The 12497-nt window shown below is 60.0% G+C and carries 9 protein-coding genes and 1 pseudogene; 7 read left to right on the top strand and 3 right to left on the bottom strand.

All coding sequences use genetic code 11. The features are described from left to right. A pseudogene (locus tag HMPREF0178_RS03105) lies at window positions 1-310 on the bottom strand (lipoyl synthase); the annotation flags it as partial. Continuing rightward, window positions 252-896: a lipoyl(octanoyl) transferase LipB gene (gene lipB / locus HMPREF0178_RS03100; RefSeq protein ID WP_009378971.1), complete on the bottom strand. Its 645-nt coding sequence runs from the start codon at window positions 894-896 to the stop codon at window positions 252-254. The gene lipB and the pseudogene HMPREF0178_RS03105, both read right to left, overlap by 59 nt. A gap of 420 nt (window positions 897-1316) precedes the next feature. On the opposite strand from lipB, the gene ppdK reads away from it, so the two are divergent. Further along, on the top strand, window positions 1317-3965 hold the full coding sequence (gene ppdK / locus HMPREF0178_RS03095; protein ID WP_009378970.1) for a pyruvate, phosphate dikinase: 2649 nt from the start codon (window positions 1317-1319) through the stop codon (window positions 3963-3965). Window positions 3966-4215: 250 nt separating this feature from the next. Here the strand turns inward: ppdK and HMPREF0178_RS03090 are convergent, their stop codons facing one another. Then, the gene (locus HMPREF0178_RS03090; RefSeq protein ID WP_009378969.1) at window positions 4216-5151 is read right to left on the bottom strand and encodes a LysR family transcriptional regulator; all 936 of its coding nucleotides are present in this window, start codon (window positions 5149-5151) and stop codon (window positions 4216-4218) included. 161 nt (window positions 5152-5312) lie between these two features. Here HMPREF0178_RS03090 and HMPREF0178_RS03085 point away from each other — a divergent pair, with 161 nt between their 5' ends. From HMPREF0178_RS03085 to HMPREF0178_RS03060, 6 genes are all read left to right on the top strand, one after another. Beyond that, complete coding sequence (locus HMPREF0178_RS03085) at window positions 5313-6980, top strand: FAD-binding protein (protein WP_009378968.1); 1668 nt, start codon at window positions 5313-5315, stop codon at window positions 6978-6980. Between the two features lie 81 nt (window positions 6981-7061). Further along, on the top strand, window positions 7062-8750 hold the full coding sequence (locus HMPREF0178_RS03080) for an FAD-dependent oxidoreductase (protein ID WP_009378967.1): 1689 nt from the start codon (window positions 7062-7064) through the stop codon (window positions 8748-8750). Window positions 8751-8928: 178 nt separating this feature from the next. Beyond that, entirely contained in the window at window positions 8929-10389 is a 1461-nt protein-coding gene (locus tag HMPREF0178_RS03075) for an SLC13 family permease (protein WP_009378966.1), read from the top strand. Between the two features lie 347 nt (window positions 10390-10736). Then, window positions 10737-11150, top strand: coding sequence for a hypothetical protein (locus tag HMPREF0178_RS03070; protein WP_005026399.1), 414 nt, complete (start codon window positions 10737-10739; stop codon window positions 11148-11150). 235 nt (window positions 11151-11385) lie between these two features. Next, the gene (locus tag HMPREF0178_RS03065) at window positions 11386-11895 is read left to right on the top strand and encodes a TRAP transporter small permease (protein ID WP_009378965.1); all 510 of its coding nucleotides are present in this window, start codon (window positions 11386-11388) and stop codon (window positions 11893-11895) included. A gap of 3 nt (window positions 11896-11898) precedes the next feature. Next, on the top strand, window positions 11899-12497 hold a 599-nt coding region (locus tag HMPREF0178_RS03060), incomplete at its 3' end, for a TRAP transporter large permease subunit (RefSeq protein WP_009378964.1).

The raw sequence follows: 12497 nt of genomic DNA, 5'->3' as shown, positions 1-12497 counted from the left end.
GCAGGCCGAGGGCCGCCGCTGCCTTGCCCACGCGGGCGGGCTCTTCGGGATCGGGGGCGAGGATGATGCCGCCGCCGATGTTGCAGAAGGCGCAGTTGCGGGTGCAGGTGTTGCCGAGGATGAGGAACGTGGCGGTCTTGCGCGAGAAGCATTCGAACATGTTCGGACACTTGGCGCTGTGGCAGACCGTGTGCAGATCAAGCCCTTCCACGAGGGCGCGGGTATCGGAAAAGGTGTGGCTGCAGGGCAGCTTAACACGGAGCCACGGGGGGATCCGCAAAGAGGGTTTGGAATTCTCGGGTGCAGACATCTTTGACCTCCTGCATGGAAAGGGAATCGTCGCCGCACTCGCGGGACAGGGATGTGGCCTCGGCATCGTGGAGGCCGCACAGGGTAATGGCGCTGAAAAGGGAAAGATCGTTCCCCACGTTGAGCGCGAAGCCGTGGAAGGACACCCAGTGGCGCACGCACATGCCGAGCGAGCACAGCTTGCGGTTGCCGATCCATACGCCGGGGCGGCCTTCCCAGCGGGCGGCCTCGACCCCGAACGCGGCGGCGGTGCGGATGACGATTTCTTCCAGCGTGCGGACGAAACCGTGCAGCCCGTTCGTGCGCTTGCCGACGCGGAACACGGGATAGGCTACGAGCTGGCCCGGAAAATGGCAGGTGATGTTGCCGCCGCGCTCTGTCTTGACGGTTTCGACGCCGCGTGCCTCCAGTTCCGCCCGGTCGAGGAGCAGGTTCTCCTCGCCGCCGTGACGTCCGAAGGTGATCACGGGCGGGTGCTCCACCAGAAATAACGTATCTTCTTCGCCTTGCCGTACGCGCTCATGGCATTCGAGCTGAACGGCCAGCGCTTCGCTGTAGGGCATCACGCCCAGATCGACGATGTTCACATTGCCTCGCCTGGCTGCGTAAGTGTCGTTGCACGGAAACGGCCGAGGCCCGCCGCCCTTTCCATGCGTCCCTTAGTGTCACGGGATGACCTGCAATAATCCTCGTATGGTGTCAATATGCCCGGGCAGCATCTTCTCGGAGAAATGAAGGCAAGGCCGTTTTTATGTGCATGGAACATACGGCTGTATTCTTTCTCATAGTGCTCGGAGCGGGTTTCACGGTATGTATAAAAGCGGATTCCGTCGGGGCATGATACGCATCGTATCTCGTGATGGCTGCGGAAAGGCCGCCGGAAATAGGCCTGACGGGAATGGATGGTGCACGTTTCCGTTTTTTTTCGAAGTGATGTTGACCGAATGCGCCGCGTTTCGTATACAAAAAGAAAAAACCTGTCGTCTTCATCAATGAGGAGAGCGCCCATGCGGTACGTGTATCTGTTTCATGAAGGCAATGCGCGGATGAAGGAGCTTTTGGGCGGCAAGGGGGCCAACCTTGCGGAAATGACGAACATCGGCCTGCCGGTTCCCTGCGGCATGACGATCACGACGGACGCCTGCCGGGAGTATTACAACAACGGCAAGATGTTGCCTGAAGGGCTCGTCGAAGAGGTCACACGGAACCTGAAGGCCATTGAGGAGGAGGCGGGCAAGCGCTTCGGGGACGAGGATGATCCCTTGCTGCTCTCGGTCCGTTCCGGTGCGGTCTTCTCCATGCCCGGCATGATGGACACCATCCTGAACCTCGGCCTCAACGCCGCCACGTTCAAGGCGCTGGCCAGGCATACCGGAAATATGTGGTTCGCCTGCGACACCTACCGGCGGTTTATCCAGATGTTCTCGGATGTGGTCATGGAAATCCCCAAGGACAAGTTCGAGCATATCCTGCAGGAGCAGAAGGCCGCGCAAGGCGTCACGCAGGATCAGGAGCTCAGCGTCGAGTCGCTGCTTGCCGTCATCGATAAGAGCAAGGCGCTGTATCGGCAGGAAATCGAAGAAGATTTTCCGGAAGACGTGACGCGGCAGCTTTTTCTGTCCATTGAGGCGGTGTTCCGCTCGTGGAACAACCACCGGGCCATCGTCTACCGCAATCTGAACAAGATCGACCACAATCTGGGGACCGCCGTCAATATCCAGTCGATGGTCTTCGGCAACATGGGTGAGGACTCGGGCAGCGGCGTGGCCTTCTCGCGCAACCCATCCACCGGCGAGAGGAAGCTGTACGGAGAATATCTGATCAACGCGCAGGGCGAGGACGTGGTGGCGGGCGTGCGCACCCCCCGGCCCATCGCCGAACTCGGCGAGGATATGCCGGAGATTTTCGAACAGTTCCGCTCCATTGCCGAGAAGCTTGAGCAACATTACCGGGACATGCAGGACATCGAGCTGACCATTGAGCGCGGCAAGCTGTATATCCTCCAGACCCGGAACGGCAAGCGCACGGCGCAGGCGGCCCTCAAGATCGCGCACGACATGGTGGGCGAGGGGCTGATCAACAAGAAGGAAGCTTTGTTGCGCATCGATCCGGAGCATCTGGCCCACGTGCTGCACCGACAGATCGATAGTTCTGCGGACCTCACGGTGCTTGCCGCCGGGTTGGCGGCCTCTCCGGGCGCGGCGTTCGGCTCCGTGGTGTTCGACGCCAACGAGGCCGAGCATTTGGGGCGTATCGGCTCCAAGGTGATTCTGGTGCGTGTGGAGACGACGCCGGACGACATCCACGGCATCGTGCAGGCGCAGGGTATCCTGACCAGCAGGGGCGGCATGACCAGCCATGCGGCGGTCGTGACCCGGGGCATGGGCAAGCCGTGCGTGTGCGGCTGCGAGGCCGTCAAGGTCGATTATGAGCAACAGCTGTTCACGGTCGGTTCGACAGTCGTCAGGAAGGGTGAGCTTATTTCCATCGACGGGACCACGGGGCAGGTCATTCTGGGGGCCGTGCCGTTGAAGGACCCGGAACTTTCCAAGGAATACCAGACGATTCTGGAATGGGCTGACGAGGTGCGGACGTTACAGGTCCGGGCCAACGCGGACACGCCGGAAGACGCGGAAAAGTCCCGCAAGTTCGGTGCGCAGGGCATCGGCCTGACCCGTACCGAGCACATGTTTATGGCGCAGGAACGGCTTCCCTACGTCCAGAGGATGATTTTGGCGACGACCACCGAGGAGCGCATGGGCGCGCTCTTGCCGCTCAGGATCATGCAGGAGAACGATTTTTACAGCATCCTCAAGGCAATGCACGATTTGCCAGTGTGCATCCGGCTGCTGGACCCGCCGTTGCATGAATTCCTGCCGAGCTTGGAAAAGCTGCTGGTCGAGACGACCGAGCTTCGGATACGCAAGGACAATCCGCAGCTTCTGGAAGAGAAGGAGCGCCTTCTCGCGCAGGTGGTCAAGCTGCACGAGACCAACCCCATGATGGGGCATCGCGGATGCCGCCTTGGGATCACCTATCCCGAAGTCTACGAGATGCAGATGCACGCCATCTTCAACGCGGCGTCCCGCCTGACGCGGGACGGGTACACCGTGTTGCCGGAAATCGAGATTCCGCTGACCATCAGCAAGGCGGAGATGGAGATCCTGAAGGAGCGGTGCGACCGGATCGCCAGGGAGTGCATGGAGCTGCACCGCGTTTCCTTCACCTACCTGTGCGGGAGCATGATCGAACTGCCGCGCGCGGCCCTGCTGGCTGGGGAAATCGCGGAGTCGGCGGAGTTCTTCAGCTTCGGAACCAACGACCTCACGCAGACGTGTTTCGGGTTCAGCCGTGACGACGCCGAGGGCAAGTTCCTCCCGGCCTATATTCACCAGCATATCCTGAAGGATAACCCCTTTGCCGTGCTCGACCGCGAGGGCGTGGGCCGTCTGATGCGGATTGCGGTGGAGGAAGGCCGTAACACACGGCCGGATCTGATGATCGGTATTTGCGGCGAACACGGCGGCGACCCCAGTTCCGTTGAGTTCTGCCACGAAATCGGTTTGGACTTGGTAAGCTGCTCGCCGTACCGCATCCCCATCGCCCGTCTCGCCGCCGCGCAGGCGGCCTTGAAGCATCCCCGCCCGGCTCAGTAAGATTTTGAGGAACCGGGGGAGGAAAACCCTTCTGGAGAAGGGTTTTCCTCCCCCCGGACCCCCCCACCTTTCCCAAGACTTTCGACTGATGGGGAGGCGGCGCGGAGGGAGTTCGTCCCGGCAGGGAGAAGGTTTCCCCTTCCTCAATAGTTCTCTGTGGTTTCAAGGGGTATCTGTTTTCTAAAAAAGAGTCCCGGAGTATGTTCGGGGCTCTTTTTTTGTGTGCGGATAGAAGGGAAGAGGAACGGGATTACGCGGGCAGGTTCGTTTTTGCCAGCTCTTCACGGATATTTTCGATGAGCCCTTTGGCTTGCGGGCTCAGGTGTTTGCGTTTGCGGACAAGGATGCCGTAGCGGACTGTGGGGAGGAATTCGTCCAGCGGATAGCTGACGAGAGGCCGCCAGTCCGTCCCGTAGGAGCTGGCCTTGAGGCACATTTCATCCATGATCGCCGCCCCTACGCCGTGGAGGACGTAACGCAGCATCAGGTGGTAGTTGTTGACGCTGAGCACGGTGTTTTTGACGAAAAGGGTTGCGTCCATGTTCTCAAAGTAGGGATCGCCGCTGTCGTCCATTCGTTCCGAGAGGAACGAAACAAAGGGCAGGCGTTCCAAATCGCTGAGTTTCGGCTTCTTGGGAAGGTGATAGGTGTTGTCCCGGTGGACGATGAGCAGGGGACGCGCTTGAAAAAGTTCTTCCAGTTCGCTGTGATCGGGAAGAACCGTAACTCCGGTGAGGCCGAAGTCCACCTTGGAGCTTTCCACGTCGTCGACCACTTCGTAGGTCAGGGCGCGCCTGATGCGGATGTTGACGTCGGGGTGCCGCTCCCGAAATCCGGAGATGATCCCGACAATTTGTGCGGCAAAGGGCAAATTGCTGGAAAACGTGACCGTCCCTTGCAGTTTTCCGCTCAGCGTTCCGACCTCTGAACGGAGTCCGCGCAACGTTTCAAATGTGTAAACAGTCCATTCAAAAAGTTTTTTACCCTCTGGAGTGATCCGGAGGCTTTTCTTGTAGCGATCAAAGAGGACGGTGTTGAGTTCCTCTTCCAGTGACCGGATCTGATAGCTGATGGTCGAAGGGTTCCTGTTCATCATCTGGGCGGCCCGACGGATGCTCCCAGTCTGGGCAACGTAGTAAAATCCGCGTAGCCATTGGAGGAAATCACCATTCAGCTCTTCAATCATGGCAGCCTCACTGTATGATTTTTTCAAACGATAAGTGTTTTTTTTTGATTTGACAATACAAGTGTTTTTGATGATGTTTTTTTCACAAAAAGAGGCGTGGGATGCCGCCGATCCACGGCGTGGCCCGCCCCCCGTAGCGAACCTCACAACAGGAAGGAACCATGAATACCTCAACTCATCCTCTCGGTACGCTCATCGAAACGGACGTGCTCGTCATCGGCTCCGGCGCGTCCGGCTGCGGCGCGGCTCTCGGCGCGCGCGAGCAGGGGTTGCGCGTCCTCCTCATGGACAAGGGCAAGTTGGAAAGCTCCGGCTGCATCGGCGGCGGGAATGACCACTATATGGCGGTCCTCGATGAGGAAGGCGTCGCGCACGATGCCGCCGAGGATCTGATCAAGTTCTACGCCAAGCCTTTGAACGGCTGGACCCCAGCCATGCTGCGCAACGGCTGGTACGCCCACATGAAGCCCATGCTTGAGAAGCTGGAGGCGGCGGGCGTTGAGTTCGGCAGGACGCCGGACGGCCGCTACCACCGCACGCAGGGCTTCGGGCAGCCGGGGACGTGGTGGGTGCACATCGCCAACGGCATGACCATCAAGCGCGTGATGGCGCGGATCGTCCGGGAGAGCGGGGTGGATGTGCTCGACCGCGTGATGGCGGTCAAGATCCTCACGGACGGCGGCAAGGCCTGCGGTGCGCTCGGCTGGAACGTGAGCACCGGCGAATTCTACATCATCCGTGCGAAGACGGTTGTGTCGGCGCAGGGCCGCTCCGCTACGCGCGGCACCGACAACTCCACCCACAACCCTTACAACGTGTGGATGTATCCCTACAACACCAGCGCGGGCGTGGTGCTCGGCTACGACGCCGGGGCAGCCGTGACGGAGCTGGATACCTACCAGCGCGCGACCATGCTGCCCAAGGGCTACGGCTGTCCGGGCATGAACGGGATCAACAGCTCCGGCGCGCACGAGATCAACGCCCTCGGCGAGCGCTTCATGGGCAAGTACGACCCCATGTGGGAAAACGGCGTGCGCAACAACCAGATTCAGGGCACCTTCCAGGAACAGCTCGAAGGGTCCGGCCCGCCTTTCTATATGGATATGCGGCATGTGGACGAAGCCGTAGTGCGCGAGCTGCAGGACATCCTGATGCCCGGCGACAAGGCCACGTTCGGCGACTGGGCGGAATGCACCGGCACCGACTTCCAGCACAAGCTCCTCGAAGTGGAAATCGGCGAACTGATCTTCGGCGGGACCATCGCCGTGAACGACCAGTTTGAGACGTCCGTGCCAGGCCTGTTCTGTGGCAGCATCTTCCTCTACTGTTCCGGCGCGATGTGCGGCGGGTTCGAGGCGGGCAGGCAGGCTGCATTGAAGGCGTCCGGCATGTCCGCGGCTGGCGTGGTGGACGAGGCTCTGGCCGCCCGCGTGCGTGACGAAATTTTCGCGCCTCTCGGAAACGAGGAGACGCTTTCCTATAAGGAACTGGAAGAGGCCGCCCGCAATGTCATGAATTATTACATGGGATTCCGCCGCTCCATGACCGGCATGGCCCGCGCGCTGGAAAAGATCCGCTTCCTGTCCGATCAGGCTTCCCGACTGCACGCCGATACGCTGCGCGATCTCATGCGCTGCCACGAGGCGAAGGATGTGCTCACCATATGCGAGCTGGCCATTCAGGCCACTATGGAGCGCAAGGAGTCGGGGCGCTGCGTCTACCGCCTGACCGATTATCCCGAGATCAACCCCGAGATGGCGAAGCCGCTCCTGCTGATGCGCGGCGAGAATGGCCCGGTCTATCAGTGGGGCAAGGCCCCGCTTCTGTAAGGTTCATGGCGCGCCGTCTCCCGCAGGGGAGGCCGATGCGCGGATGTCGTCGAATGCGCCCTGAGCGCCAAGGAGTTTTCTATGCCCCCGAGATATAGCCGAGAAATCGAACAGCCCATCGTCATGGGCGACAGCCTCAAGGACCAGTTCCGCACGTCTCCCTGCGAGGCGTCCTGTCCTGCGGGAAACCCGATCCAGAAGATGCAGTCCCTTGTGGAAAAGGGGCGCTTTGGTGAAGCGTTGCGCTATCTGCGCGCCAGAAACCCGTTCCCCGGCGTGACCGGGCGGGTGTGCCCCCATTTCTGTCAGACGAAGTGCAACCGGGATCGTCTGGAAGGCTGCGTGAATACGCGGGCGCTGGAACGCGCCGCCTACGATCACGCCCCCAAGGGCATCGAACCTTTCACCCGCGCGCCGGAAATGGGCAAGCATGTCGCCGTGGTGGGCGGCGGTCCCGCCGGGATGACGGCGGCCTATTTCCTGTCCCTCCTCGGGCATGATGTGACCGTGTACGAATCCGGCCCCGTGCTTGGGGGGATCCCCCGCTACGCCGTCCCGGATTTCCGTCTGCCCCGCGACGTGGTGGACCGCGAGATCGGCTGGATACTGGAAACGGGTGTCCGCGCCTGTGTCAACGTCACCGTGGGCAAGGACATTTCTTTCGCGGAACTGCGTGCTTCTTCGGATGCCGTTGTCGTCGCCACCGGCACGCCCAAAGAGAACGCCTTGCCCATACCCAACGCGGAATGCGGCCTGAAAGCCGTGGATTTCCTGCGTAAGGCCGCGCTCGGCCAGCGTCCCGACGTGGGCAGGACGGTCGTGATCATGGGCGGCGGCGGGGTGGCCTTCGACTGTGCGTTCACGGCCCGGCGCCTCGGCGCGGCCGATGTGCATGTGCTGTGCCTTGAGGCGGAAGGCGCCATGCGCGCCCCGGAAGAGGATCTGGAACAGGCCCGCCGGGAAGGTGTCCATGTCCATAACAGCTGTACGATGTCCGGCATCCGCAAGGATGGCGATCGCGTCTCCGGCGTGGACTATTTCGATGTGCAGGAATGCCGTTTCGACGAACAGGGCCGCTTGTCGCTCATCCCGGTTCCCGGCGGGGAACATGTCCTTGCCTGCGACACCGTGATTTTCGCCGTGGGCATGAAGACGGACCTCGGTTTCTTTGAGGGTGAAGTGCCGGAGTGTACTCCGCGCCAGTGGATTGTGGCGGACGCCGCCCAGAAGACGTCGCTTGAGGGGGTATTTGCCGCTGGCGACGTGGCTTCGGGGCCGTCGTCCATCGCAGGGGCCGTCGGAGCAGGGCGCAGGGCCGCTTTCGGCGTCCATGCCTACCTGACCGGGGAAAACTCCAGAGTCTATATCATCAATGAAGAAGGCCGGATCGAGGCGCGCGACCGTCTCGCCGGGGCTCAGCCCCCCTATGTGGTGCCCTTTGAGGAAATCTACGGGGTGGCGCAGTACGAGCGGGCCGAACCGCAGCGTCAGAGCATCCGGGAAGGGCTGTCCTTCCGGGAGATCAACGAAGGCTACACGCAGGAACAGGCGCAGGCCGAAGCCGCGCGCTGTATGCACTGCGGGCACTGCAAGGGGTGCGGGACCTGCGTGGACGATTGCCCCGGCTATGTGCTTGAGCTGAAACATCTTGAGGAGCGGGATCGTCCGGAAGTGGCCTTTGGGGACGAATGCTGGCATTGCGCCAACTGCCGTACCAGCTGCCCCTGCGGGGCCATCGGCTTCTCGTTCCCGTTGCGGATGCAGGTGTGAGGACGCGGGGGCTTTCCTCATGGGGAAGCCCCTGTCCCACGGGAAAAGTGAGGCGTGCCGGAGAACCGTGTCGAGCGAGGATGATGCCTCCTCTCCATGAGAAAACCGGTGCGCCGAGAGGTTCCCGCTTCCGTTTCTCCAGAATCGAATGTAACCGAATCGAAAGAAGGATGACGCCATGTCCGCGAATGCTCAGATGACGGCAAGAGGCGATGCCATGTATTATGTGCATTCTTTTCTTTGCCTGTTGATCATGTTCGGCTTTGGTCAACTGCCGCCTGTCGAGCCGTTGACGGCGCTCGGCATGAGGCTGATCGGGATTTTCCTCGGCCTGCTGTACGGCTGGATCTTTATCGATATCGTCTGGCCGAGCATGGCCGGATTGCTCGCGCTCATGCTGGTGGGCGGCATGAAGCCTGTGGTGCTGCTCAACCGCAGCTTCGGCGATCCCATTGTGGTGATGATGTTCTTCATCTTCGTGTTCTGCGCGACCATCAACCATTACGGGCTGTCGCGGTTCATCTCCTTGTGGTTCATCACCCGGAAGTTCGTTGCGGGCAGGCCGTGGGTATTCACCTTCACGTTTCTGGCCTCCATGTTCATCCTCGGCGGGCTGACCAGCGCTTCGCCCGCCGCCATCATCGGCTGGAGCATTCTGTACGGGATCTGTGACGTATGCGGCTACAAGAAGGGGGACGGCTATCCGACCATGATGGTGTTCGGCATCGTCTTCGCGTCGCAGGTGGGCATGTCCCTGATCCCCTTCAAGCAGGCCGCCCTCACCGTGTTCAGCGCCTACGAGACCATGTCCGGCGTGGGGATCGACTACGCCAAGTACATGCTCATCGCGGCCTGTTCTTGTGTGCTGTGCTCGCTCCTGTTTATCGCTCTCGGCAAGTACGTGTTCAAGCCGGATATGGAAAAGCTCAAGAAGCTGGACGCGAGCAAGCTGGACACCGACGGCGCGCTCAAGCTGAGCAAGGTGCAGAAGCTCATCCTCTGTTTCCTCTTCGCGCTGGTCGCCCTGCTGCTGCTCCCGAACTTCCTGCCCGCCGACCTGTTTATTTCCAGGTTCCTGAAGTCCATCGGCAACACGGGGATCTGCGTGTTCCTCGTCACCGTGATGTGTTTCCTCAAGGTGGACGGCAAGCCTTTGCTGAAGTTCAAGGCCATGATCGACTCCGGCGTCGCGTGGGGCATCATCCTCCTGCTCGCCGTGGTACAGCCGCTTTCCGGGGCCATGGCCGCGCAGGAGAGCGGGATCACGAACTTCCTCATGATGATCGTCGAGCCGATTTTCGGCGGCAGTTCTCCAGTCGTGTTCGCGCTGTTCATCGGCTTTGTGGCCACCGCGCTCACGCAGGTCATGAACAACGGCGCCGTCGGCGTGGCCCTCATGCCCGTCATCTTCAGTTACTGTTCGAGCATGAAAGCGGCCCCCGAACTGCCCCTCATCATGGTCGTCATGGGCGTCCACCTTGCTTTCCTGACGCCCGCCGCCAGCGCCAGCGCCGCGCTCCTGCACGGCAATGAGTGGTCTGATTCGGGAAGCATCTGGAAGACGGCCCCCTTGATTATCCTGCTGTCGTGGATAGCGATTGCGGTTGTGACTATCCTGTTGGGCGGAGTGCTGTTCTAGGCATGGCCCTGCGGAAGCAATGAAGGACGCCGGGGAGCTTTCCCCGGCGTTTTTCGTTGGAAAAAAGAATGCGGAGGCAGTTTTTTTCCTTTGTCGACATTGTAGCGGAACTCTTCAGAGGCCCTTGGTGATGGCAGAGAATTTTTAGAACGTCTTTGGAAAGAGGAGGATAGCGCATTGCCGCAGATGGACGGCATCGGGGGAGTAAGGGGAAATACGTTATGGATGGCACGGGGTTGTTGTTTTTCGATGGAAAATGGAAAAGAAAGTGTTCTTTAAATCACAATTATATTGACAGAAAAAACAGCAGGCTATAGATTGGATTCAAATCAAAGGGAAGAGATCGTATGCAGAGTCAGGTATTGCGATACATTCGCTTTTTTATCTTCGGGTGCTGGGGCATCTTGCTGTTGCTGATGCTTCTGTACGGCCCGTGGATGATTCAGGCGAAGCAGATCACCATTCCTGACATCAGCATCACGAACTTCATGATTCGTGATACGTCCAGTTTCTTCCCCATGCATCAGGAAGCCGCCGAACAGCTCATTGGAGAAGGCAAGGCTGTCCTGTCCGCAACTGAGGCCGTACCCAACAAGTTGCCGAATATGCGGCTTGTCGTTTTTCTTCTGCTTCTCTTCCCTCTGTGTACGAAGGTTCTGCGGACGCGTTTTTCCGAGTCCCTCCTCGTACCCCACCTCTCGGACATCAGAGGAATGCTGCCCCTTCCTCTCGCTCCCCCGTCCGGCCTGTGCTTTTCCTGATCCGTCTCTGTTTCCCGCGCTTCGGTTATTGAAGGAGCGGACCCGGTCCGAAAGGATTGCGGCGGGTATCCTGCGGCATTTTCTCCTCCATGCCATCTTTCGTCATGGCAGGGCAGGGATGCTTGCCGGGAATCCCGGATTGCGCCCGGAGTCTTCTCCCGTACCCTCCTTCCAGTGATCCGAAGACGGTGCCTTCCCCACATTCTTCAAACGGAATCCGTTTATTGGAGAAGTCATGTCAGGAATATTGCGCTGGCTCGATGATTGGGCTGAAGAGTTTGTCGTTTCCGTCATGTTGGCTTTGCTCGTCCTGTTGCTCGGCATGGAAGTGTTCTCGCGCTTCCTGCTCGGCAAGTCGTTCTCGTGGATGGAGGAGCTGTGCCGCTATCTGTTCGTGTGGTCGTCCTATATCGGCGTCGCCATCGCCGTGAAGCACAAGGAGCAGCTGCGCATCCTCATGTTCATGGATGTGCTGAAGAAGCGCTTCCCGCAGCTGGTCAGGGTCCTGTACGTCGTTTCCGAGCTCACGTTCACCGTATTCTGCGCCCTGGTTTTCTATTACGGCCTTGGTATGCTTGAGAATATGGTCCGGTTCAAGCAGGTTTCCGCCGCCCTCGAGATCAACGTCATGTACGCGTATCTCATCATTCCGATCAGCATGGCCCTCACCATCTTTCGGACGCTTCAGGGCTTGTATCGCGATATCCGGAACAATACGCTTGAGTTCGAAAGCCGGGAGGACTAACCCATGTTGCTCGTCATATCCTTCGTCGTCTTCATGCTGCTTGGCTTGCCCCTGTTTGGGGTAATCGGTCTGGCCTCCATCATCTCGATGATCGGGATGCCGTTCCCGATGGAGTTCATCCCTCAGAATCTGTACACCGGCATGGACCAGTTCCCGCTCATCGCCACCATCGGTTTCGTGATGGCCGGGTTTCTCATGGAGCCCGCCGGGATCACCGGTGAAATCATTGAAGTCGCTAAGAAGGCGGTGGGCAACATCCGCGGCGGCCTCGCCATGGTGACCATCCTTGCCTGCATGATCTTCGCGGCGCTCAGCGGCTCCGGCCCCGCCACCACGGCCGCCATCGGTAGTATCATGATCCCCGGCATGATCGCCGCCGGATACCGTAAGGACGACGCGGCGGCAGTCTCCGCCACGGGCGGCACGCTCGGCATCCTGATCCCGCCGAGCAACCCGATGATCATTTACGGCGTCGTGGCGAATACGTCCATCGCCGGGTTGTTCATGGCGGGCTTCATCCCCGGTTTCGTGCTGACGAGCCTTATGTGCATCACCGCGTACGGCATCGCCAAGAAGCGCGGCTATCAGGGTACGAACGAGAA

Source organism: Bilophila sp. 4_1_30 (assembly GCF_000224655.1).
Taxonomy (GTDB): Bacteria; Desulfobacterota; Desulfovibrionia; order Desulfovibrionales; family Desulfovibrionaceae; genus Bilophila; species Bilophila wadsworthia.
Note: the sequence above shows the minus strand (reverse complement) of the source record. Positions and strands in the feature narration are given on the sequence as shown.